This window comes from Streptomyces sp. BV286 (genome assembly GCF_019090165.1).
Classification (GTDB): Bacteria; Actinomycetota; Actinomycetes; order Streptomycetales; family Streptomycetaceae; genus Streptomyces.
This window is the reverse complement of record NZ_JAHRIB010000127.1, coordinates 47,893-70,616: the sequence shown is the minus strand read 5'-3', so window position 1 is coordinate 70,616 and position 22,724 is coordinate 47,893. Positions and strand designations below refer to the sequence as shown.

Annotated in this window: 16 protein-coding genes, 1 other RNA gene and 1 pseudogene; 6 read left to right on the top strand and 12 right to left on the bottom strand. The window is 67.6% G+C overall.

Annotated elements, in window-relative coordinates:
- The first annotated feature begins 170 nt into the window (after positions 1–170).
- Entirely contained in the window at positions 171–842 is a 672-nt protein-coding gene (locus tag KUF83_RS16870; RefSeq protein WP_217455509.1) for an enoyl-CoA hydratase-related protein, read from the top strand.
- A 30-nt stretch (positions 843–872) separates the two neighbouring features.
- On the opposite strand, the gene KUF83_RS16865 is transcribed toward KUF83_RS16870, so the two are convergent.
- Entirely contained in the window at positions 873–1,640 is a 768-nt protein-coding gene (locus tag KUF83_RS16865; RefSeq protein ID WP_217455508.1) for an SDR family NAD(P)-dependent oxidoreductase, read from the bottom strand.
- Positions 1,637–2,614: an alpha/beta hydrolase gene (locus KUF83_RS16860; RefSeq protein WP_217455507.1), complete on the bottom strand. Its 978-nt coding sequence runs from the start codon at positions 2,612–2,614 to the stop codon at positions 1,637–1,639. The genes KUF83_RS16865 and KUF83_RS16860 overlap by 4 nt, the downstream gene beginning before the upstream one ends.
- A gap of 450 nt (positions 2,615–3,064) precedes the next feature.
- Here KUF83_RS16860 and KUF83_RS41965 point away from each other — a divergent pair, with 450 nt between their 5' ends.
- Complete coding sequence (locus KUF83_RS41965) at positions 3,065–3,811, top strand: TetR/AcrR family transcriptional regulator (RefSeq protein WP_254643959.1); 747 nt, start codon at positions 3,065–3,067, stop codon at positions 3,809–3,811.
- A 41-nt stretch (positions 3,812–3,852) separates the two neighbouring features.
- Here the strand turns inward: KUF83_RS41965 and KUF83_RS16850 are convergent, their stop codons facing one another.
- The 4 genes from KUF83_RS16850 to KUF83_RS16835 form a co-directional block, all read right to left on the bottom strand.
- Positions 3,853–5,526, bottom strand: a complete 1,674-nt coding sequence (locus KUF83_RS16850; protein ID WP_217455506.1) for a 5'-methylthioadenosine/S-adenosylhomocysteine nucleosidase — start codon at positions 5,524–5,526, stop codon at positions 3,853–3,855.
- 8 nt (positions 5,527–5,534) lie between these two features.
- Positions 5,535–6,137 (bottom strand): hypothetical protein, encoded by a 603-nt coding sequence (locus tag KUF83_RS16845; protein ID WP_217455505.1) that lies wholly within the window; start codon positions 6,135–6,137, stop codon positions 5,535–5,537.
- A gap of 166 nt (positions 6,138–6,303) precedes the next feature.
- Complete coding sequence (locus KUF83_RS16840) at positions 6,304–7,005, bottom strand: hypothetical protein (RefSeq protein ID WP_217455504.1); 702 nt, start codon at positions 7,003–7,005, stop codon at positions 6,304–6,306.
- Between the two features lie 1,155 nt (positions 7,006–8,160).
- Positions 8,161–8,418 (bottom strand): hypothetical protein, encoded by a 258-nt coding sequence (locus KUF83_RS16835; protein ID WP_217455503.1) that lies wholly within the window; start codon positions 8,416–8,418, stop codon positions 8,161–8,163.
- Positions 8,419–8,877: 459 nt separating this feature from the next.
- Here KUF83_RS16835 and KUF83_RS16830 point away from each other — a divergent pair, with 459 nt between their 5' ends.
- Both KUF83_RS16830 and KUF83_RS16825 read left to right on the top strand, forming a co-directional pair.
- Positions 8,878–9,141: a GntR family transcriptional regulator gene (locus KUF83_RS16830; RefSeq protein WP_254643958.1), complete on the top strand. Its 264-nt coding sequence runs from the start codon at positions 8,878–8,880 to the stop codon at positions 9,139–9,141.
- Between the two features lie 219 nt (positions 9,142–9,360).
- Positions 9,361–10,542 (top strand): hypothetical protein, encoded by a 1,182-nt coding sequence (locus KUF83_RS16825; RefSeq protein WP_217455501.1) that lies wholly within the window; start codon positions 9,361–9,363, stop codon positions 10,540–10,542.
- Positions 10,543–10,603: 61 nt separating this feature from the next.
- On the opposite strand, the gene KUF83_RS16820 is transcribed toward KUF83_RS16825, so the two are convergent.
- Genes KUF83_RS16820 through KUF83_RS16805 form a run of 4 tightly spaced genes read right to left on the bottom strand, consistent with a single transcriptional unit; the run spans position 10,604 to position 18,922 of the window.
- Entirely contained in the window at positions 10,604–13,909 is a 3,306-nt protein-coding gene (locus tag KUF83_RS16820) for a type I restriction endonuclease subunit R (RefSeq protein WP_217455500.1), read from the bottom strand.
- Entirely contained in the window at positions 13,906–15,141 is a 1,236-nt protein-coding gene (locus tag KUF83_RS16815; RefSeq protein ID WP_217455499.1) for a restriction endonuclease subunit S, read from the bottom strand. The genes KUF83_RS16820 and KUF83_RS16815 overlap by 4 nt, the downstream gene beginning before the upstream one ends.
- Positions 15,134–16,756: a class I SAM-dependent DNA methyltransferase gene (locus KUF83_RS16810; RefSeq protein ID WP_217455498.1), complete on the bottom strand. Its 1,623-nt coding sequence runs from the start codon at positions 16,754–16,756 to the stop codon at positions 15,134–15,136. The genes KUF83_RS16815 and KUF83_RS16810 overlap by 8 nt, the downstream gene beginning before the upstream one ends.
- Before the next feature lie 24 nt (positions 16,757–16,780).
- Positions 16,781–18,922: an N-6 DNA methylase gene (locus tag KUF83_RS16805; RefSeq protein ID WP_217455497.1), complete on the bottom strand. Its 2,142-nt coding sequence runs from the start codon at positions 18,920–18,922 to the stop codon at positions 16,781–16,783.
- Between the two features lie 304 nt (positions 18,923–19,226).
- Here KUF83_RS16805 and KUF83_RS42610 point away from each other — a divergent pair, with 304 nt between their 5' ends.
- Both KUF83_RS42610 and KUF83_RS16800 read left to right on the top strand, forming a co-directional pair.
- Complete coding sequence (locus tag KUF83_RS42610; RefSeq protein WP_302828520.1) at positions 19,227–19,358, top strand: hypothetical protein; 132 nt, start codon at positions 19,227–19,229, stop codon at positions 19,356–19,358.
- Positions 19,359–19,471: 113 nt separating this feature from the next.
- Positions 19,472–21,178 (top strand): DUF6119 family protein, encoded by a 1,707-nt coding sequence (locus KUF83_RS16800; protein WP_217455496.1) that lies wholly within the window; start codon positions 19,472–19,474, stop codon positions 21,176–21,178.
- Positions 21,179–21,364: 186 nt separating this feature from the next.
- Here KUF83_RS16800 and rnpB read toward each other — a convergent pair.
- Both rnpB and KUF83_RS16790 read right to left on the bottom strand, forming a co-directional pair.
- An RNA gene (gene rnpB / locus KUF83_RS16795) (RNase P RNA component class A) lies at positions 21,365–21,769 on the bottom strand.
- A 229-nt stretch (positions 21,770–21,998) separates the two neighbouring features.
- Positions 21,999–22,718, bottom strand: a pseudogene (locus KUF83_RS16790) (DMT family transporter); the annotation flags it as partial.
- Positions 22,719–22,724 lie beyond the last annotated feature (6 nt).

The window sequence follows — 22,724 nt, the reverse complement described above, 5'->3', positions numbered from 1 at the left end:
CAACGCGTTTCGGCGGACCACCCCGACAGGCGTATCGGCAACGCGTTTCGCGGACCTCTTGCAGGCCCTATGCCCCGTGTCATAAGTTACCGACAAGTAGCTTCATGGTCGAGGCTCGGCCCGCCCACGCGCGTCGGCGGAGGCTCGCCACCCAGCCCGAAGGGGGCACCATGCCCGTACTCGACCGCCAGGACGACGTCTTCGTCCTCGACCTCGGAGACGGCGAGAACCGCTTCCACCCCGACTGGCTGGCCTCCGTGAACGCGGCCCTGGACGAGGTGGAGAAGGCGGAGGGTCCCCGGGCCCTGGTGACCGCCGCCACCGGCAAGTTCTACTCCAACGGCCTGGACCTGGACTGGCTGTTCGCCCACGCCGACCAGCACCAGGAGTACGTCGTCGGCGTCCACGCGCTGTTCGCGCGGACCCTGTCCCTGCCCCTGGTCACCGTGGCCGCCCTCCAGGGGCACACCTTCGCGGCCGGCGCGATGTTCTCCCTGGCCCACGACTTCAGGGTGATGCGCGCCGACCGCGGCTACTGGTGCCTGCCCGAGGCCGACATCAACATCCCCTTCACCCCGGGCATGTCCGCGCTGATCCAGTCCCGGCTGACGCCGCGCACCGCGCACGAGGCCATGGTCACCGCCCGCCGCTACGGAGGCGACGACGCCCTCGCCGCCGGGCTCGTCGACCACTCGGTGGCCGAGGACGCCGTACGCCGCACCGCCGTGGAGCTCGCCGGGGCCCAGGCCGGCAAGGCGGGCCCCACGCTCGGCACCATCAAGGCCCGTATGTACGCGCCCGCCCTGGACACTCTGCGGAACGGGGACAACCCACTCGGCTGAACCCGGTTCCGGCCTCGCCCGGGCGGGGCCTCAGACGGCGGACCAGCCGTTGTCGACCGGGAGGATGACGCCGTTGATGTTGCTCGCGGCGTCGGAGGCCAGGAAGACGATGGCGGCCGCCTGCTCGTCCGCGGTCGCCGTACGGCCGACGCTGCCCAGGTGGCCCATGATCACGGACGGTCCGTGCGCGTCCCGGTCCAGCTCGACCTGGATGTTCGTCACGGTGCCGCCGGGGGCGATCGCGTTCGTCCGTACTCCCTTGTCGCGGTACATGACGGCAAGGGACCTGGTGAGACCGGCGATGCCGTGCTTGGCGACCGTGTACGCGGTACCGGCCGCACTGCCGCGCAGGGACGCCTCGGAGGCGGTGAACACGATCGCGGCGTTGCCGCTCGCGAGGAGGTGGGGCAGCGCGGCGCGGCTGAGCAGGAACGGCGCGGTGAGGTTGATCCCCAGGACGCGCTCCCACTCGGCGTCGGTCGTGTCGGCCGCGGCCGACATCCTGTCCATGACGCCCGCGTTGTTGACCAGTACGTCGATGCCTCCGAAGGCGTCCGCGGCAGTGGCCACGACCTGGTCGACGACCTGCTGGTCGCAGAGGTCCCCGATCACGGTGACGGCCGTGCCGCCGGCCTCGGAGATCTCCCTGGCGGCCGCCTCGGCGCCCTCGCCGTTGATGTCGGCGAGGACCACGCGGGCGCCCTCCGCCGCGAACCGCAGGGCGGCGGCGCGGCCTATGCCGGAGCCGGCCCCGGTGACGACGACCGACCTGCCCGACAGACCTGTGGTGGAACTCATCGCTTCTCCCTGGGAGTTGTCTCGTCTGTCCCGTCGGGCGTGGTGGCCCGTCGTACGTGCTCGGCGATCAGGGCGTACACGCCCCTGGCCGTTTCGGCGTCCTTCTGGTCGTAGCCGTGATCGGCGCCCGGAACGTCGTAGTGGTCGAGCAGCGCGCCGGCCCCGCGCAGCCGCTCGGCGTAACGGACGCCCTCCGCGCGCAGGAGATCGTTCCCGGCGGTGACGACGAAGGCGGGGGCGATACCCGTGAGGTCGGCCGTGTCCGACGGATGGGCCGGAGAGACCAGGGGGTCGGTGCGGCGACGCGGATCCGGTACGTACGAGGAGTCGAAGACGTCCGCCATCCAGGGGCGGAGCATCGGCTTGGCGATGGCGGCACGCTTGTCGCGGGCGCCGGTCGCGAGGTCGAGGGGCGGGTAGTGGAGCACCTGGAGCGCGATGACCGGCGCGCCCTCGCCCCTGGCGTCCAGGGCCTGCCGGGCGACCGCGGCCGCGAGACCGCCGCCGGCGCTCTGACCGCCCACCGTGAGCCGGGTGCCGTCCCAGCCGTGCTCAGCGCCGTGTTCGGCGACCCAGCGGACGATCTCGTACGCCTGTCGGGGCGGGGCGGGGAACGGATGCTGGGGCGCGACGGCGTAGTCCACGTTGACCACGGCCACCCCGGCCTCCGCGGCGAGGAACCGGCACAGGGGGTCGTCCAGCCCGATCGGCGGCAGGACGTAGCCACCGCCGTGGAAGTTGACGTGCACCGGCACAACCGGCGCAGGCGTGCCCGGGGCGGTGTCCGGCAGGTAGACCACGGCACGGGCCGGCGCGACCGAGGTCGGGACGGTCAGCTCGCGGGTGGTGCGGGGGTACTCCGGATAACGCTTGTAGAGGGAGGACGCGAGGTGCCGTTCGATCACCAGGGCGTTGACCCGCTGCATCGCTCTGGCGACGAGGGAGGCCACCGCCGGGCGGGCGAGGAGGGGCATGACTTGCTCCGTTCGGTGGGGCGAGGAGGCGGGCCGTGAGGGGCGGCCGATGTGACAGATCCGGCTCCGTCGGCGGGGGCGGGGGCGGGGACCGGATCCGGCCTCAGCCGATCATGATGTGCCCGGCCTGCGGGGACTCGGTGGACGCGCGCCGGAGCGGTCGCGCGGGGCGACGGCCGACTCCGTCCTGCCGGCGCCAGACGCGCCGTCGCTGACGCTGACGCTGACGTCGGCGCTGACGCTGGTGCCGACGCCGACGCCCACTGCGGTGCCGTCCGGCACGGATGGCGCGGATGCCACGGGTTGCGCGGATGGCGCGGATGCCACGGGTGGCACGCTTGGCTCGGTTGGCACGGCCGCTCCTCCTCCGGCAGCGCCGGGCGCTCCCCGGGGCCACTATCCAGCACGTGTCGGTTATCCGACAAGTGGCGGAAAGGCTAAGCTCGGCCCATGCCCGCGTCCGCCATGGATCCCCGTACCCGCCGTTCCCGCTCGGCCCTGGAGACAGCCCTGCGGGAACTGATCACCGAGCGGGACCTCAGTCAGATCTCGGTCTCCGACATCACCAAGCGCGCGCGTGTCAACCGGTCGACGTTCTACGAGCACTACACGGACGTGCACGATCTGGCCGCCGCCGCGTGCACGTCGGTCTTCGACGAGTTGGTGGCCACCAGTCCGGTGCCCCTCGCGCCGCTCGACGCCGAGGGCGTTCCCGTGGCCGACCCGTTGCCGGACCTGTTCGCACACGTCGCCGAGAACGCCCCGCTCTACCGGGCCCTGTTGGGCGACGACGGCAGCGCCCGTGTCATCAACCACCTGCTCCACCGCATGGCGGTCGCCGCCCTCGTGCGCCGCATCCCGGCCGACGCGGAGGCCCCGCTCGCCACGATCCGTTCGGCCGGACCTGTCGGACCTGTCGGATCTGTCGGGCCGACCGTGCCCCTCACCCCGTTCGGCGCCGAGGATTCGGTGGACGTCCCGCACGATCCGGCCGCCGTGTTCGTGGCGGGCGCGGTTCTCAACACCGTCATCGACTGGCTGCGCCGCGACTGTCCCGGCACGCCCGAGGCGATGGCCGCCGCCCTCTGGCCGCTCCTCATCGGCACGGCGAGGGCGGCGGGTTGGGCACCCGGGGCACAAGGGCCACAAGGGCTACAAGGGCTACGCAGGACAGCGGGGACCGCGGATCCCGGATGACCACGGCGCCGGGCTCCGCGAAGGCCCCGGTCAGCGCGGCGCTACCCGTTCCACTGCCACACCCGCACCAACTCGGTACTGCCCACGGCGGCCAGCAGATCGCCGTCGGGATGGACGGCGAAATCGTCGTAGCGACCGGCCTGTTCCAGGTGCGTGATCTCCCGGCTGCCGGTCACCTCCGACAGAAGACCGCGCCGCAGCCACAGCACACGGCCCTCGTCGGCGCACACCAGACGCATGCCCTTGGCCCCGAACCCGTCGAAGCGTTCCTGCCCGCTGAACTCGCGGTGCAGGATGACGTCGTCGGTGCCCGTCCGCCAGACGATCAGCTCACGGAAGCTCGCACAGGCGACATACCGGCCCGACGGTGAGACGGCGAGCCAGCAGCCCGGCTTGAGGACCTCCATCCAGTTGCGGATCCGCTTCTCGACCGACGGCGCGTTCTCACGGTGGATGTGGACCCGGTTGGTGGTGGCCATGGCGACCACCGAACCGTTCGCGCTGATCGAGGTCGCCGCGAGCCCGGCCGGGCACAACACCTCCCGGAGGATGCGGCCGTCGTCGAAGCTGCGTACGGCCAACCGTCGCTTGTCGTGAGTGGCGAGCACCTCTCCCCCGCTGGTGACCAGGAACTCGTCGGTGCGCAGCGGGACCGACCGGAACTGATGCTCGCCCGACCTGCCCGAGAAGTTCACGACATCCAGGCTCCTGGGACGGGCCACCGCGACACTGTGCCGGGTCGGGGACACGATGGCCTGGTGGCCCAGGCGCAGTTCGGCTCCGCCAGGCACTCCGGGCAGTTCCTCCCCCGAGTTCAAATCCCACCGCTCGACCGCGCCGTCCCCCGCGACGACGACGGCCGTGTGGTCGGGGCCGAAGCCGATCGTCGACTGCCCGTCGGTCCGGCGGGTCCGCCGCATCTGCCGGACACCGTCACCCAACCCCGCCCGGGAGGACGGAGAGACGGTGAGGTTGTAGAGCAACTCGAAGGTGAACGCGGCGGCGTGGCGGGAGGCAGCGGGCTGCCAGACGCGGTCGTTGTCGTCACCCTTGTCGGAGAGCCGGTCCGAGATCCCCCGCACCACGAGGGCGCCGGTTCCCGCGTTGAGGTGGGCGCTCTGCAGGAACCCGTAACCCTCCATCTCGACGGCCACCGCATCACCGCAGTGCTGCCGCAACAGCCGGGCCGTGGCGGAGCGTTCGTCGGCCACCACCTTGGAACCGGCGGCCAGCGGCTTCACGTGTGCCTGCGGGACGGAGTCGGCGAGCGGTGACTTGATGCGGTCGCGCCAGTCGTCGTCCCGGGCGACCGCCTGGGCGCGCTGGACGAGGCGGAAGGCCGACAACTGGGTCGTCATGCGCGGCGCGAAGCCATCCGCGAGATCCTTCCCGCTCTCGTAGTCGTAGATGTGCCGCGCTGCGACCACGTCTCCGAGCGCGGCGTCCTTGAGGCCGCCGGCGATACCGACGAAGAAGATGTCCCGAGGCCGGAAGGCCGCGACCGCCCGCTCGACCAGCGCCGCCGCCGTGGTGGGCCCCGGCCCCGTCTCGTGGCACACCACCTTCCACTGGGCGTGCTTGCCGCTGAATGTCCCGAACTCGAACAGGGCTCCGCCGACGTCGTACTCGGTGAACGGCCCCTCCACGTGCTCCTTCACCGCCTTGTACTCCTTGCCGAGCGCGGTGAAGACGATGACATCGGCTCTGGGATACATGTGCGCTCTCATTCCGACCGGTGCCGCTGGGCACCGATACTCAGGTCTGCGTACACCGCTATCTGGGTGGCCAGGGCCACGACCGCCGCACACTCGACGAGCGAGACGGTCAGCAGCGTGGCGGAGGTCCGGCCCGTCGCCCAGAAGACGGTCAGCGCGGCCAGCGACGCGCCGCAGAACGTCAGCAGGTCGACGAAGAGTTGGAACCATTTGCGGGACCGGCGGCGACGGTCGCTGCGGTGCGCCACCTCCCAGCCGAACACCGTCCCGCGGAACACCGCCCCGCCGGGCACCTGCGGCCCGAGCGGTGTCACGGCCGCGAGCCGAGGAGTCAGTTCGGTGCTCACATAGCGGCCGATCTCCGAGATCTTCTGGTCGTTGACCAGGTAGGTCCAGCCGAGCACGAGACACACAGGGGGCAGGAGCAGCAGGAGGCCGACGCGCACCGGCCCCTGCAAGGCCGCGGCGATCACCGCGGCCATGGCCGCCAAGGTGGCGTAGAGCAGGTTGTCCCGGAACCCGATGCGCGCCTTCTGTTCGTCCTTCACCTGCGTGTACTCGACCAGCAACAACTGGCTGACGGTGACGCCCTCGTGGTCGGTGTCCGGCACGGCCCCTCCTTCTCAGAGTCGGGTCTTCCACTCACTCTGAGGATGCGACAGCACACACCGCGCGAAACGGGAAGGGCCGATGCCGGAACCGCGATCTCAGGACTGCACTCTCAAGGCAGCGGCCTCAAGAAGGCGACCTCAAAGAAGCGGCCTCAAGGAAGCGATCTCAGGACAACGCGGCATTCCCCAGACCGCTGTAGAAGTGGGAAGAGGACTCGTCGCCCGACTTCGTCATGACACAGGTGATGCGGATCTGGTCCTGCCCGGAGATGTCGACCGAGAGATCCTCGATCGCGCTCGACCGGATCACCACCTCTTCACCGATCGGATTGCCCGCCGCGTTGGCGACCTGGATCGACCCAACCGAACCGATCGCGTTGTGGGAGTCGGCCAGGATGCCCACCTTCGCCTCCAGCCGGGTGTAGCCGCTCGTGCTGTAGACGGCGCTCTCTCCGGCGCCGTTGCACCCGAGCCGGACGCTCTTCGCGAAGTGCTTCGCGCGAATGGTCACGGGCTGGGCGTTGGCGTCCGAGCCACCGTCGATGACATCACGGTCCGAGAGATAGACCACGGAACCGGGCGGGGGCGACTCCGGCCCGCCGGACTCCTCCGGATCGCCACCCACACGCGGCTCGTTGTCCGTGTCAGTATCCGTATCCGCGCTGTCGCCGGGCTCGGGCGTCGCCGTGACCGTCGTCGTCGCGGTGACCGTCACCTCCGGTTTGGGATCATCGGCTCTGACGACCGTTTCCCGGCCTCCGAAGAACCCCGCGGCGATGGTAGCCGCGCAGATGGCGAGCAGTTCGAACCACTTCGGAATGACGCCCCAACGGCGTCGAGCACGGCGCTCCTGCTTGGTGAGATCCATTCCCGCCCTCGTGTTTCGTTCTTTCCGGCCAGGCCGGGAAACGCGCCACCACCGAACGCCGTCGAACACCCCGTTGGAGTACGACGCATTGAGGTCCGCCCCAACGGAAGTACGGCCAAAGGAAGCGCGACGAGAAAGCGGTGATGATGGATGACGGCCACAGAGGGCGCGAGGGAATTCCGGCCTGCCCAGCCCTCCTGTTTCCCCCCGGGTCAGGTCCGTCCACCCACCGCTGCCTGCAACTGCCGACCGCGACCACAGTAAGTACAGTGCAGGGTGATAACAGCGAGGTATGAAATACCTCTTGAAATAACAGAAGCGCGAGGCTCCCGTGGGGCGCTCGCTCTGGTCGCGCGCCCCTGTTTGCGCCCTGGTTCACGCCGGTCGACAGGTCTTCGGCAGCAGACCATCCACGTTTGCGGACGTCGGCAGGTGTTTCGGGAAACAGTCGGCCCCAGCACCAAGGGTGCGCGCACGATGGCCACAGCGCGCTGCGATAAAAGTGTGATGAGCGGCAGACGGGTCGGGCTGCACGCCGAGCGCGTCACCTGATTCCGGGGGCGACCTTCGAGCGCGTCACCTGATTCGAGTCGGCGACCTTGCCTTACCTCGAACGGTGCACGGCCCTGGACGGGTCTGCTCTGTCCCGTATAAACACGTTCCCGCGCCTACTTTCCCTCTCCTTGCCCGATACCGGCCAGGCATCGGACCTCGACGCGGGAGGAAGCATCATCGGCTGCCGCCTAGGGGGCAAGGACGACTCCTGAGCTGGCGTCGACAGGGCCGTGTCCAACAGACGGGCCCACGCAAACCGTGGGACATGGCGGATGCCGCGCATGCCTATTAGCACGCCAAGGGCCAGCCGGGGCACGAGCGGTTCGGTCTCACCGTTGACTCGGGCGGACAGCGGCTTTGGTTGGACGAACTGGACCAGGCCGTACCCGTCGTCAGTGGGTAAAGGGTGCCGCACGGGGTACTTCCCAGCAGTCTTCACTCACAGACTTGTGGGTATGGCTCACCATCGCTACACGGGTGCGGTCGCCGCCGTAGCGGTATGGCGAATGCCGGGTGCGACCCTTGCTCCGCGAGGCCTTGGGGCTTCGCCGTCGAGATCGCACCCGCCCGCCGCCGCCGCGGCAGGACCCCTAGACGCCGTTACGTTCTGTCAGCGACCATGATTCCGACGCACTCTTCGAGCGCCGCGTGCAACGACGGTACGAAGGCGGCGAGTTCGACGTCCGACGCCTTGCCGCCCTCCAGCACGGCACCAACGACGATCGCCAGGACGGCGGCGGCCTTGAGGGCATGAGCATCGGCCAGCTCCTCAAGGAAACCGCCCGGCTGCGCGACCACAAACGCCTCCTTGCCAGTAGCTGGATCGACACCGACGCTGCGAAAACGCCTCGCGCTCATGCGACCTCCGCCGGGATGTAGTCCTGCCCGAGGGTCGCGAGGACGGCCGCTCGGCGCCGGTTCCGCTGGAGGCGCCTGTGGTCTTGTTCGTCCCGCTCACGTTCCCATACGCCGAGGTAGGGCCGGACGAGGGGGAAGCCATCAGCGAGGACGATGTCTGCAAGGTACGCCCGCGTTCGCCGGGCGGTAGGAGCAGGCTGGTGCGCGGGAGTAGACGGAGTGGAGTTGAGGGACGGTGGCCTTCCGGTGGCACGGTGCACGCCACGGGAAGGCAGGAAGAGGCTCAGGATCGCAGTCAGTAGGCTGCGCATAGGTCGACTCCTAGTCAGTCGGCTCAGGCCCCGGTGAGGAAGTAGCCGCTTCCCATCGGGGCCGTTCTGTGTCTGGAACCCAAGATACCGCGGATAACTACAGATAACCACGGATGCGCAGAATGCCATGGTCACCCACGCTGAGCCCATGGAGCTAGATCGCACACGCCCGCTATGGCGGCAGATTGCGGCGGAAATCATCCGGCGGATCAAGGAGGGCACGTACCCGCCTGGCAGCCGCGTGCCCTCCACTCTGGAAATCGCCCAGGAGTTCGGCGTGGTGAACGCGACAGCGGCGAAGGCCATGCGGCATGTGCGGGAAGAGGGTTGGACGCGGGGCGAGGTCGGGCTGGGGACCTTCGTGGTCGACCCCGTGCCGCCGCCCTCCGAACCCCCCCAGCCTTCCACCTAAACAGCGTCCTCAAAGTCAAGTACGTCCACCGCCACATCTCCGCACCCGCACCGAGGCCGCATCAAGATTGCCACCTGGATCACCGACTTCTACAAGGCCAGACGGCTGCACAGCGTGTGCGGGTTCAAGAGCCCGATCGATTACGAACGTGACTACCGAGCCACCCTCGCCGAGGGACTGGCCGCATAGATCGTCTCCACCCTGCGAGGGGATTGACAGATGGATCTGCAACGGTATCCGTGGAGCAGCGAGTCTTCAGGAATGGGACACCTCCTCGCGTACCAACGTGCCGAGGCGGCGCTGCACGCACGGCATCCCGAGTTGAGCGACCGGATCGAGATGCATTCGCCGCTGAGTTCGCTGCCGGCGATGCTCTCCGTCCAACTTTCTAGCGACCGCAGGGTTTGGCTGTGGCTGACGCGTTTCGCCCGCCCGCACGACTTCTATCCCTTCTGGTTGATCGTCGGTCCCGACGACGAGGGGCTGCCTCGAATATGGGACGCCGTGACCAGCCCCGAAGTGCTGGCCGACGCAGTCCGGGAGCGTGTCCGGGCGTTCGAGGAACAGCGTGTAGAGGCGAGTCCGTGGCGATGGGACGAGCCGGACGAGCAGGCGTCGATCATCAGGCTGGCTGACACGCTGGCGGAGAGTTCATTCGACGTCCGGCTCGTCGTGTCCGGGAATCGGATCCGTACGACGCAGACAGTGGACGGTGTCGAGGCGTTCCCTTTTCGAGAGCACGAGGGAGGCTTCCTGGAGTTCAAGGCCGGACACCACTCGGTGCGGATCTCCCGGAAGAAGGAGATCGGCTGGCTCGCGGATGTGTACGACCCGGAGCTGGATGTGCAGTGGCGCATCGATCTCCACTGGCTCCTCGACAAGCAGGCCGGGAGCCTTCCCGGTTACACCGAGGATGACCAGGTCCTCGGTAGGCTCCATCAGGTCATCGAGGCCGCTGTACGGGACGGACCATCCGAGAACGTGGTCAACTCGCCTATGCGTAAAGGAGATCGGCCGCGCATGGCGGCAGACCGCGACCGAAGCGACTCGCTGAGTCCACAGCAGGCGCTGCAGGTCACGATGAGGGAACTGCTCGCTCTGGGCTTCGCGGATGTGACCATCGAGGGCGACGCCGAATCCGCATCCCTGACGTCGGAAACCTTGTCCATCGCCTCGACGGCGCGTCCCAAGGCGCTTGGTCTCGCGGATGTCAAACACCTATATGCGGATGCCTCCATCGCGAAAAAGCGGCTGATGGTGCTGCGAACGGGGGGCATGACACGTCCCGCGGAGGAGTTCGCGAACCGGGCGGGAGCCCTCGTGTTCTGGGCGGACAAGACGACTGGCCTGCTCGCGCCCTACGGCGGGCTCGCCCGCGAGGTCGCGTTCTCCGAGGTGTAGGCGTAGCAGCCGGTCCAGGGCCTCTCCTGTCCTGAGTGAAAAGCCCTGGACCGGCGGTCGGTCAGCGCGCGGCGGTGCCGTCCGTGGACCACTCGTTGGCGAAGTGTTCCATCTGCTTCAGCACAAGCTCGATGGCTGCCGGGGCCTGCTTCGGCGGGTAGCCGCGGCGGGCGAGAAGACGCTTGATCGTGGTGCGGAGCTTGGCGCGGACGGGTTCACGAGATATCCAGTCCGGCTTGAGCTGCTGTCGGATCTGCACGACGAGTTCGCGAGCGATCTCCGCGAGGGTCTCGTCGCCCATGAGCTCGCGGGCGCTGCCGAGGTCAGCCACGGCGTCGTAGAAGGCGAGTTCGTTGTTGTCGAGGGCAGGCGTGAACTGTTCGCCTCGCCTGGCGTCGTTCGCGATCTCCTTGGCCATCTCGACCAGCTTGGCGATGATTTCGGCGCTGGTGAGCTGCTGACGCATGTAACGCACCATCAGCTCCTGCAGGCGGTCGGAGAACGCCGTCTGACGGACGATGTTGTGCCGGGTGACCTCGCGCATCTTCTGCTCGACGAGTCGGCGCAAGGCCTCCGCAGCCAGGTGCGGGGTCTCACTGCCCTGCAGCTTGGCGACGAGCGCGTCGTTGAGGTAGGTCAAGTCCGCGGTCTCCAGGCCGGCTTCGGCGAAGAGGTCCGTCACACCTCCCGTCTCGACGACCGCGGAAGTCAGCTGGGAGAGGTACAGCTGTACGTCGCGAGAAATCGGCAGACCCCGCGCCTCGCGTTCCATGGCGTCGAGCTTCGCCATGTACGCCCGGACCTCGACGAAGAACTGGATGTCCCGCTTCCAGTACGGCTGATCCTCGAAGCACGCCCCGATGTCCGCCGACGAGCCGACGAGCGCGAAGAAGCGTTCAAGGCGATGTGCGTGGTTACGGAAGCGGCGGGCGAGTGTCTCCTCCGGGTTGTCGAGTTCCTCGGGGTTGTTGCCCGGAGTCTGTGGACTGCGCAGGTAGTTCGCGGTGCCCAGGGCAGCGTCGATGAACGCCGTCCGGGTGGGCCGGGCGAGCCGCTCCCGCCAGTCCCAGCCGTGGAGCATCTCGTCGAGGATGTCGTACTCGTTTCGCAGTTCCTCCAGGGCCCGGTCGATGTCCTGGCCGAGAGTACGGTCCTTCTGATCGGACTCCGAGTACTCGGCGATGGCCCGCTGCAGGTTCTCGGTGAGCGGGGCGTAGCCGACGAGAAGGCCGTCCTCCTTCATCCGGTAGCGGCGGTTGACGCGGGCGAGGGCCTGCATCAGGTTGGCGCCCTTCAGGGGCCGGTCCAGGTACATGGTGTGGATCGGCGGTGCGTCAAATCCGGTCAGGAGCATGCTGTGGACGATGAGCAGCTCCAACTCGTCGTCGGGATCCTTGGCCCGGTTGATGACGGCCTTGCGCTGGCTGTCGCGCAGGGCGTGGGGCTTGAGGTGGTCCTTGTCCTGACGGCTGTTGAACGAGAACACGATCTTCATCGCGCCCTTGTCGATGTCGTCGCTGTGCCACTCGGGCCGCAGCGTGCGCAACTGGTCGTAGACCTGGACGCAGATGTCGCGGGTGGCACAGACGATCATCGCCTTGCCCGGTGCACCGCCGCTCTCGGAGACGCCGACGAAGGGCTGCATCCGTGTGCGCCGCGCCTCCCAGTGCTCGACCAGGTCCCGGGTGAGATCCCGTATCCGGGCCGGGGCACCATACATGGCGTTCATGGTGGCCACGGCCTGCTCGATACGGGAGCGCTCGGAGTCATCGAGACCGTCGGTGATCCGGTCGGCTTCCTCGTCGATAGACGTCGGGTCGACGTCCCTGTCGAGGACGAGCTGCACCACGCGGCTCTCGTGGTAGACCTTCACGGTCGCGCCGTCGTCGGCGGCCCGCTTCAGGTCGTATACGTCGATGTAGTCGCCGAAGACCTCGCGCGTGTCGCGGTCGGACTCGGAGATCGGGGTTCCGGTGAACGCGAGCAGGGTCGCGTGCGGAAGTGCGTCGCGCAGGTGGCGGGCGTAGCCGTCGAGCTTGTCGTAGTGGCTGCGGTGGGCCTCGTCGACGATGACGATGATGTTGCGGCGGTCGGAGAGCAGCGGGTGATCCGTGCCCGACTCCTTCTCCGCCTTGGTCTTGCCGAACTTCTGCAGGGTCGTGAAGAGGATGCCGCCGGTACGCTTGGCGGCCAGCTCCTCGCGCAACTGGGCGCGGGTGACGACCTGTTGGGGCTTCTCCGGCAGCACCTCGCTCTCCAGGAAGGTGCCGTACAGCTGATCGTCGAGGTCGTTGCGGTCGGTGATGACGACGATGGTCGGGTTGTGCAAGGCCGGGTCGCGGGAGACGAGGTTGCTGGTGAGCACCATCTCCTCGGACTTGCCCGAGCCCTGTGTGTGCCAGACCACGCCCGCCTTGCCGTCGCTGGCCGCGGCCTGCCGTACCTTGTCGGTGGCGCGGGTGACGGCGAAGTACTGGTGCGGCTTGGCGATGCGCTTCGTCTTCTTCGACGGTACGAAGTTTATGAAGCTGCCGATCAGGGCGAGGAATCGCGGCTGGGTGAACAGGCCGTGCAGGGCGAGATTCTGAGCCGAGTCGACGATGCCCTCGCCTCGGAGAGGGTCCACGCGGGCGCCGAACTCGTCGGTGTTCCACGGGGCGAAGTGCTCGTACGGCGTGAACGGGGTGCCGTACTTGGCGGTTATCCCATCGGACAGCAACACCAGCGCGTTGTAGCGGAACGCCGTCGGGAACTCCTCCACATACCGGCTGATCTGCGCGTGCGCGCTTTCGAGGGTGGCGCTTTCGTCGCCGGCGCGCTTCAGTTCGATCACGGCGAGGGGGAGGCCGTTGACGTACAGGACGAGGTCGAAGCGGCGATTCTTCTCGCCGTCGATCACGATGACCTGGCGGACGGCACGGTAGGTGTTCGCGTCGGGGTCGGTGAGGTCGATGACGCGGACGGTGGGATTGTGTTCCGCGCCGAAGGAGTCGGTGTAGGTGACGGAGCGGATGCCGGCGGTCAGGAAGCCGTGCGCGGTCCGGTTCTCCTCGTATGCGTCCTGCGAAGCGGGGGTCGCGGCGGTGGCGAGAGCGTCACGGACGGCATCCGGGGGGAGGTCGGGGTTCAGTCGCTCGATCGCGTCACGGAGATCGGTGTAGAGGACGAGGTCGTCCCAGGAGGCGCGGTGGCCGGAACCGGGGGCTAGTTCGTTGCCCTCGGCCTTCGGCCAGTCGAGCTCGACGAGCTCGTCGAGGGCGAGGTGCTCCCAGTCGACTTCCAAGGGACGGTAGTTGCCGCTCGGGAGGTTCGCGATGGTGTGGGAGTCGTACGTGCCGTCGCGGTTGTCGCGACCGTCGTTCGTCATACCTGGCCCTCCACGATCCTCTCGGCGTCTTTGACGCGCAGTCGGCCGGACATGAGTTGAGGGAGGAGGGTGTCGCGGAGGGTGGCGAGGGTGCGGGACTCGCCCTCCAGAGATTTCATGTGCACGAAGGCCGACGATGCCTGCTGCCCAAAATCTCCGAGCGCAGTCGGGTCGGGCTCGTTCACCAGGTAGTTGGAAGCATCTGCCGCACTGACACGCTGGCGCCCCGATGTTCCAGCCATGTTGCGAATGGCGTGAGCCCGGAATCGCGCATCACGTGCAATGAAGTAGCTCAACTCACTGGGGACTCCCGGCCGGGAGCGCATCACGATGAATTCAGTGGATCCGAGCCCGATCTCCTCGTCACTCATGAAGTCGACGTAGCCGGTTTTACCGTTCTCCAGGCACGGAGTAATGCGTGCCAGAAGGGTGTCGCCGTTCATGAATCGCGGCCCAGACTTCGGAACGCGTCGACTCCAGGAAGGAATCCCTGCCCGATTTGTCTGGAGTGCAGCCATGTCGACATAGACGGGCTCTTCCTCGCTGGGTTTTCCCAGCTTGGGATTGAAGGCGATCAGATCCGTCAGAGGAATGGCCCGCGCACCGTCAGGCTCGTCAGCCATCCCCAACTCGGCAAACCTCACCTGGAGCAATGCTTCATACGTAGCCGCGATGCGCTCGTTGACGGCGATTTTGTCGTCCAGCGCCCCGAGCACGGCAGCCACAGCCGTCTGTTCCCAAAGCGGGGGATGCGGGACTTTGAGGTTCCGGATAGACGTCAGTGGAGTGGCGATTCCCGGCACACCAACTGTCGACGCGTTAGCTAGAATCGATCGCTGCCCCTCACTCGACTGGAACCAGTAATGATAGAATTCCGGAACCGCAATTTCCTCGTCAAGCCTGGTCTTCACCTGGCTTGACCCGATGACATATCGGCGGAACTTCGGATTTCGCGTAACCATGGAAACCTGGCCGATGGTTCCACGGTGAGTGAAGATCAGATCCCCGGGCTTTACGTTTGCGGGCCCAATCTCGTCTGCCTTTTCTTCGTTGATAAAAACGTAACCGTCGTCAACGAACGCGCCGCGAGTCAAGTTTACGCCGCGAATTACGGGAACTCCGGACTCGACATAATTTTCCTTCGTGATCTTAGAACCGAACGGCCCCATGGAGAAGGCAGAGCGATCCTTCGACGCAAGAGACTCATAGGCGACGAAATCCCAACTAGCCATTGATGCCCTCCAACTGCACCCGAACCGCCTTCGCCAACTCGTCCGACTTGTCGAAGAGCGCGTACAGCTCCTCCGTCAGCCGCGCGATCTTCTCCGCGACCGCCCCCGCGTCCTCTTCCTCCGCCTCAACGGCGCCCACGTACCGCCCCGGCGTCAGCACATACCCGTGCTCCCGCACCGTCTTCAGATCGGCGGTGAAGCAGAACCCGGGCTCATCCGCGTACGAAAGCCCTTCCTCGCGTGCCGACTTCGTCCCTCGCCACGCGTGATATGTATCTGCGATCTTCGCGAGGTCGGCCTCCGTCAGCACACGCTCCGTGCGGTCGGCCATCTCGCCCATCGCACGCGCGTCGATGAAGAGGATCTCCCCACGCCGGTCGTCCAGGCGCTTCGCGCCCTGTGGCGACTTGTTGCGCGACAGGAACCACAAGCAGGCCGGAATCTGTGTCGTCCGGAACAACTGCGAAGGCAGCGCCACCATGCACGCCACAAGGTCCGCCTCGACCAGCGCCTTGCGGATCTCGCCCTCACCGCTCTGCTGGCTGCTCATCGAGCCGTTGGCGAGGACTACGCCAGCCGAGCCGTTCTCACCGAGCTTGCCGATGATGTGCTGGAGCCAGGCATAGTTGGCGTTGTTCTTCGGGGGAACGCCGTACTTCCAGCGCGGGTCGGACTCCTTGCGCGCCCAATCCTTGATGTTGAAGGGCGGGTTGGCCATGACGTAATCGGCCTTGAGGTCCGGGTGCTTGTCCTCGGCGAAGGTGTCGCCCCAGCGGGCGGCGAGGTTGCCGTCGATGCCGTGGATGGCGAGGTTCATCTTGGCCAGGCGCCAGGTGCGTTCGTTGAGTTCCTGGCCGTAAACCGCGATGTCGGACTTGTGGTCGCGGCCCCGGTGCGCCTCGATGAACTTACCGGCCTGGACGAACATGCCGCCCGAGCCGCACGCCGGGTCGTACACCCTGCCCTCGTACGGCTCCAGGACCTCCACCAGGAGCTGGACGACGGACCGCGGTGTGTAGAACTCGCCGCCACGCTTGCCCTCTGCGCGGGCGAAGTTGCCGAGGAAGTACTCGTACACCTCGCCGAGCACATCCTGGGCGGGCTTGTCGCCGCTGCCGCCGAAGCGGGCGTCGCTGATCAGGTCGACGAGTTCGGCGAGGCGCTTCTGATCGACGTTGTCGCTGTTGAAGATCTTAGGGAGGACACCGGTGAGCGAGGGGTTCTCGCGCATGATCGCGTCCATGGCCTCGTTAAGGAGGAGGCCGACGCCCTTGGCCTTGGCGTTCGCCGCGATCCAACTCCATCGGGCGGTTTCAGGGACCCAGAAGACGTGTTCGCCGGTGTACTCGTCCTTGTCTTCCAGGAGTTCGGCCTGGCGCTCCTCCTCGATTCCCTCGTCTGCGAGCTCCTTGGCTAGCGCTTCGCGGCGCTCGTCGAAGGCGTCCGAGATGTACTTGAGGAAGATCAGGCCGAGGACGAACTCCTTGTACTGGGGGGCGTCCATGGAGCCGCGCAGCTTGTCGGCGGCCTTCCAGAGGATGTCCTGGATCTCCTTGGGAGTGGACGCGGAGAACAACTCCCCTTGCGGGGCGGGCTTCTTCTTAGCCGGAGGCATGAGGTGCAGGGCTCCTTCTAGGTGTCAGAGTGCGTGGCTCGGAAAGTCGGGGGCGAGGATCGTGAGGGTGCCGTCGGTGAGGCCGGCGGCCGTCAGACGGCTCAAGTCCTCCAGCGCCGCAGCCTGTTCGCGTAGAAGTGCGGCACGCCGGGCGATCTCGACGAGCAGGGCGTCACAGCGGGCGGCTTCGTCGGGATCCAGGTCCGGTATCGCCATGTCCTCGATGCGTCGGGCAGCCCGGACGGCTCCACTGGTGCGGCGGTGTTCGGCCGCTGCCGCGCGAAGCAGGGCGGCCAACACACGTGGGCGGAGCGGTTGTTCGGCTCCGGGGCGGACACGTAGGACACGGGCTGGATACGCGACGACCGACAGGCCCTCCTCGTCGACGTAGACCCCGAAGCGGGGAGTGACGGTGATGACCACGTCGCCGGGTTCGGTGAACTGAGCGTGCTCGTACGCCGTCATCAGCACCGCACGGTCGATGCGGTGCGTGCCGACCGGGGCGGTGCCGGTGATCTCGGCAGGAGTGATGACGTCGTAACGGCCCTCAGGTCGAAGGTGCTCGGCGTCGATGCGGTGGCCCGGCAGTTTGCGCAGGCGGCGTTCCTTGAGGAGTCGGGTGACTGTGGTGCGCCGTATGGGCCGGTCGGAAGGACGGAGTGCCGCGCGAGTGCGTAATTCCGGGCGTTGATCGTGCTGGCGATGCGCGGCGTCGGTGAGCCGGCTCAGGCGTACTTCGAGTTCCGAGATCAGGGCGGGGCGGTCGATCACCGCGCTGGTGTAGCGGCTGGCGTGGGAACGGTGTTGGGGGGTGAAGGCGATACCTGGCCGGCCGTCCAAAACCTGGATTGGCAGGATGACGCCGTGACGCGGTTCGTGGCGGCCGTCGTCGTCCCAGTTGGCCGTGCGCCAGATGTGGACGTCCTCGCACAGCGCGTCGAGGGTGCGGTGGGTCAGGTCCTGCGCGGAGAGGTCGATGAGGAGGACGCGGCCTCGTCGCTGCTCCTGCGGGGTGCGGTGCAACACCCACAGGGCGGTGCGGTAGGCGGGCCGGTAGGGCATGACCCCACCGGGGAGGTTGACGACGGCCTTGACCAGACCAGAGGTGAGCAGGGATTGGCGCAACCGGTCCGCCTCCCCTCGCGGGGGCAGTGCCTGGGCGAGGGCATCGGCGGGGCCGAGGACCACCGCCATGCGGCCGTCCGCGAGGAGGTCGGTCAGGGCCTCTATGCGCTCCAGCGCAACCAGCGGGTCCCGGTCCTCGCCCGCCTCGTAAGGGAGCACGGCAGTGATGAGGTCGGGCGCGTCGAAGGCTTCGATGGGCAGCTCATCGCCCTCACAGATGTCGAGTTCGAACTCCGCGATGTCGTGGACCAAGGCCCGGCGCCGGACCAGGCGCACCAGGGACGGGTCCGGGTCGCAGGCCTGGTAGAGGTGTCCTGTGTCCGTGACGTCCGTGTCACGCAGGGCCGTCAGGAGGTCGCCGGTCCGCACGTAAGGGATACCGATGACACGGCCGTCCGCCATCTCCTCGATGCCAGAGAGTCGGGCGATGCACTGGGCCATGGCCGGGGTGACGGAATCCTTCGCCAGGTGATGGGCGCCCAGGCGGCGGCGCGCGTCGAGGATCCAGGTGAACGGTTCGGCCGGCGAGTACGCGGTCTCGACCAGTTCGTCGGCCACGGCCCGGAGGCCATCGAGCTGCTCCCCGGATTGGGCGGCCGCCGCGATCTCACGGGCGAAGAAGGCGTCTTCCTCATCGAAGTACCGGGCGCGCTCAACCAGCTCGGGCCATCCGTCGGCGGCAAGCGGCATGTCGTCATGACGGCGCAGGCAGATCAGTGACGTCAGGGTGTCGACGAGGGCCGCTCCCGGCAACCGTTCGCTCCATGCGGCGAGGGTGTGGAGGGCGAGCTCGCCGCGCAGGTGGCGGGCGTCGGCGTTGCCTCGTCCGGTGTCCAGAAGCCATCGGACGACGGCGTGACCGTCGAAGAGCGGGCGGGTGCCGTCGTGCTCCACCGGCGCGGGAAAGTCTGGGTACCGGCGGGCCCAGGTGGTGACGACGGGACGTTGGACCTGAGCCAAGGTCCCGATTTCCGTGTACGTGATCCGCCAGAGCGTCTGATCCGGCAGGATGAAAGTCGCCGCCTCGTGCTCAGTGGGCATCTGGTCTCACTCCTCTCCGCAGGCGGATCACGCACGGCTTGTACGTCCTGACGTCGCCGGCTCATCTGCAGGCATCACAGACTCTATCGCCGATCTGAAAATGGACCTCTGAGGCATCTGATAACCCTGGTTATCAGGATTTCAATTCTGCTTTCCACGACCTGTCTGCCACTTTGGATGCGTCAGGCCCCGGCCTTCCGCCGAGGCCCATCGGCCAGGGAGACGCACCGACGTCTCCCAAGCCGCCAGCACCACCACTCCGATCCCGGATCCCTTCCATTCCCGCAAGAGAGGCAGCCGCGCCATGTCCGCAACCCCCACCCTCGTCCAGCGCCTGACCGACGACTTCGCCGCCCGGACCAGGAACCACCGCGCGAACCGCGTCCTCACCGCACTCAGCAGGACAGGCCACGTACCGCACCTGCCCGTGGTTTGACCACGTCGCATCACTTCGACCTCACCGCTCGCCACTTCTTTCAACACCCGTAAGGCACGCACCTGTTATCCCGTCCCGCGCACATCGCGCTCCCCTGCCGCATGGAGGCACTCATGGCTCTTCGCACCTGCACCCGCACCGTCTACCAGCTCCCCGGCGTCACCCCGACCGTCGAGGCCATGCTGGAGGCGGTGAACCAGAAGTACCTGAACACCCCCCACGCTGTACTGAGGGTCTCTGCGCCGCAGGAGCCGATCCAGCAGATCGCGGTCATCGTCCCCAACGACAGGGAGCAGGTGGGTTGGGGTGATGTCTTCTCCAGCGGCTACGGAGAGTCCTTCACCATCTCCTCCAGTCGGCCCGCCGCCCTGCATCTGCTCGCCGTCGATGGCATGGTGTACGCCCTCGGCGCCGACATGGGCTACCGGATGCTGGAGGACAGCTACGTCAACAAGCGGTTCGGGCTCGCGTTCGTGCTTCGCGCGGGCGATCCCTACCAGTTGCGGGGTCTCGTGTCCCGCACCATCGGCGAGGCACGCACCGACATCGCGCTGACGCCCGCAGGGAAGCCTGTGCTCAGCTTCGCCGTCCGCGAGCACGCTCAGCACGTCGACCGGCTCGGCGCCTACCTCAAGGATCTCAAGCTCACCCGTTCCCACCTCGGCCGCGTGGAACAGTTCGGTGCGGACGGTGGCGCGGGGCTGCGTATCCCCCTCGGCGTCGAGCGCGAGGACCTGATCGCCGACCTCCGCGAGATCGGACGCGTTCTGCGGGACGAGAAGCCTCAGCCGGAGCTGGAGTTCGTCGAACACATCACGCCGGTCAAGGACACCGAAACTCTCGAACTCCTCGACATCGCCCTGGATGCCGCCCTCGGTGAGCCCGCCGACGGCCGGATCGTCTCCGCCGTCCCTACGGAACTCTGGCAGCCGTACCAGGCAGCCCGGATGTTCCACATCAGGATCGGCCGCAGCGAGCCCGGCCACCATGACGATTTCGACCTGGCCTATCTTCTGGGCCGCGCCCGCGTACACCGCCAGGGGACGCGCCTGGACGCCGTACGCATGGGCACGGTGAGCGGCTACCTCTATCCCAAGGGCGGCGGCCAGGAGCGTCTGTTCACCACTTCCGCGCTGCGCTGGATCGAGGCCCAGATCTCCGTCAGATCCCGCCGCTTCTGCTTCACCGACGGCGAGTGGTACGAGCTCGGCGCGCGTTTCGTGGAGACGATCCGCGCGATCATCGCCAGGCTCTTCACGCCGCGCCCCTCGGTGGATCTGCCCACCTGGTACAAGGGCCAGACCGAGCGCCAGTACAACGAGAGCGTCCCCGACACCCACCCGCAGCTGCTCTGCATGGACCGCAAGAACGCGCGCAACCCCGTCGGTACCAGTTCGAGCCAGTTCGAGGTCTGCGACCTGCTCACCAAGGACGGCACCCTGATCCTGGTCAAGCCCGCCCACGGCGGTTCCGGACCGCTCAGCCACTTGTTCAACCAGAGCATCGTCGCCATCCAGCTGCTCCTGCAGGACGCGGAGGTGCGCCGCCAGTTCACCGAGCGTGCTGCTGCGGAGGCCAAGGACAAGGGCAAGAACGGCTTCTACCTGCCCGCCGACTTCGTCCCGCGCCGCGTCGTCTTCGCCATCAAGCTGGGCAACGGCGCGACGCTGACGCCGGAGACCCTGTTCCCCTTCTCCCAGATCACCCTCGCCCAGACCGCCCAGGCACTGGAGCAGGCCGGCATCAGCGTGGAGGTGATCGGCATCCCGGAGTCCACGGAGAAGCGCCCGGCGAGGTCGGCCTTTACACCAGCGGCATAGTCACCGCCGACCTCCCCTTCCGCATGGTTCCGAGCACGATCCGGACGGCTGTTCCGGTACCCCGTTGCACACCAGTGCAAAAAACGGGCGGGAACTCCCGGGACACCCCAGGTCAGCCGGGCACACCCACTACGACGACAAAAACGGCCCTGTCCCGAGGAAACCTCCAGGTCAGGGCCATAAAAGCAGACGAGTCAGGCTGTACGCCGGGTTCTGTCGCCCGGGCGCCTCGCGGCGGCCGGGGAGACGGCCATCCATCTAGGGCCGGCGTTGCCGCCGGCCTCGTGCGGTCTACCCGCGGACTCGGGCGGGCAGCCCTCGAACGTCCGCGCAGAAACACCTGGGTGCTTCCTTTTGACCTTGCTCCGGGTGGGGTTTACCTAGCCGCCTGAGTCGCCTCAGGCGCTGGTGGTCTCTTACACCACCGTTTCACCCTTACCTGGGACCGAGGTCCCGGGCGGTTTGTTTTCTGTGGCACTGTCCCGCGGGTCACCCCGGGTGGCCGTTAGCCACCACCCTGCCCTGTGGAGCCCGGACGTTCCTCGGGAAGCGCCCCCGAAGGGGACTCCACGCGGCCGTCCGCCCGGCTCGTCTGCCGTGTCGACCATGCTACCGGGCCTCCGGCCGGCTCCGCTCCCGAGGGCCCGGCGGGTACAACAGGTACAACGGGTACAACGGGTGCCACCGGTGCAGCGGACACAATGGGCGGCTCCCCCTGCTTCCCCGACCCCGTCCCTGGCCTCGCCCCCGGCCCCGCCGTCGCCAGGAACGACCCCAGCAGGATCAGCGTGAACGCCGCCACCACTCCCGCCGTCAGTTCCTCGTCCAGGAACAGGACCCCCGCCGTCACCGCCACCGCCGGGTTGACGTACGTGAAGACCACCGCCCTGGTCGGGCCCGCCTCCCTGATCAGTTCCAGGAAGACCACGAAGGCCAGAGCCGTGCAGATCACTCCCAGGCCCGTGAGGGACGCCAGGACCGACGGGGAGGGGACCGATGTCGGCCAGGACAGCGCCGCCGCCGGGGCATACACCAGTGCCGACAGGAGCAGGCACGGGGCGATCAGTTGCAGCGTCGGGACCGGCTTCAGGTAGCGGGCCATGATCAGCGGGGCCGTCGCGTAGCCCACCACCGTCACCAGCATCTCCGCCAGGGAGCGGGCGTCGCCGCCGGTCAGGTGCGGGGCCGTCAGGACCGCCACGCCGCCGAGGCCGAGTGCCAGGCCCGTCATTCGGCGGGCACCCAGACGTTCCGTCTCGCCGAAGAAGCGGGCCAGGAGTATGCCCACGATCGGTACGCCCGCGATCAGCAGGCCCGCCGTCGAGCTGGAGAGGTGGCGTTCGGCGTCGGTCAGCGTCCACCACGGGCCGATGATCTCTATGCAGGCGAAGGCGAGCATGGGGCGCCAGTGCGTCCGTACGACTCCGGCGAGGTTGCCCTGGCGGATCGCGAAGGGCAGGAGCAGTGCCGCGCCCAGCGCACAGCGTACGAACACGACCATGGACGGGGACATGTCGCCGTCCACCGCCACTTTGATCATCAGGTA

Coding starts and splice junctions, on each gene's coding strand:
- KUF83_RS16870 (WP_217455509.1), top strand. CDS start 171: ATGCCCGTACTCGACCGCCAGGACGACGTCTTCGTCCTCGACCTCGGA.
- KUF83_RS16865 (WP_217455508.1), bottom strand. CDS start 1,640: ATGAGTTCCACCACAGGTCTGTCGGGCAGGTCGGTCGTCGTCACCGGG.
- KUF83_RS16860 (WP_217455507.1), bottom strand. CDS start 2,614: ATGCCCCTCCTCGCCCGCCCGGCGGTGGCCTCCCTCGTCGCCAGAGCG.
- KUF83_RS41965 (WP_254643959.1), top strand. CDS start 3,065: ATGCCCGCGTCCGCCATGGATCCCCGTACCCGCCGTTCCCGCTCGGCC.
- KUF83_RS16850 (WP_217455506.1), bottom strand. CDS start 5,526: ATGTATCCCAGAGCCGATGTCATCGTCTTCACCGCGCTCGGCAAGGAG.
- KUF83_RS16840 (WP_217455504.1), bottom strand. CDS start 7,005: ATGGATCTCACCAAGCAGGAGCGCCGTGCTCGACGCCGTTGGGGCGTC.
- KUF83_RS16835 (WP_217455503.1), bottom strand. CDS start 8,418: ATGAGCGCGAGGCGTTTTCGCAGCGTCGGTGTCGATCCAGCTACTGGC.
- KUF83_RS16830 (WP_254643958.1), top strand. CDS start 8,878: ATGGAGCTAGATCGCACACGCCCGCTATGGCGGCAGATTGCGGCGGAA.
- KUF83_RS16825 (WP_217455501.1), top strand. CDS start 9,361: ATGGATCTGCAACGGTATCCGTGGAGCAGCGAGTCTTCAGGAATGGGA.
- KUF83_RS16820 (WP_217455500.1), bottom strand. CDS start 13,909: ATGACGAACGACGGTCGCGACAACCGCGACGGCACGTACGACTCCCAC.
- KUF83_RS16815 (WP_217455499.1), bottom strand. CDS start 15,141: ATGGCTAGTTGGGATTTCGTCGCCTATGAGTCTCTTGCGTCGAAGGAT.
- KUF83_RS16810 (WP_217455498.1), bottom strand. CDS start 16,756: ATGCCTCCGGCTAAGAAGAAGCCCGCCCCGCAAGGGGAGTTGTTCTCC.
- KUF83_RS16805 (WP_217455497.1), bottom strand. CDS start 18,922: ATGCCCACTGAGCACGAGGCGGCGACTTTCATCCTGCCGGATCAGACG.
- KUF83_RS42610 (WP_302828520.1), top strand. CDS start 19,227: ATGTCCGCAACCCCCACCCTCGTCCAGCGCCTGACCGACGACTTCGCC.
- KUF83_RS16800 (WP_217455496.1), top strand. CDS start 19,472: ATGGCTCTTCGCACCTGCACCCGCACCGTCTACCAGCTCCCCGGCGTC.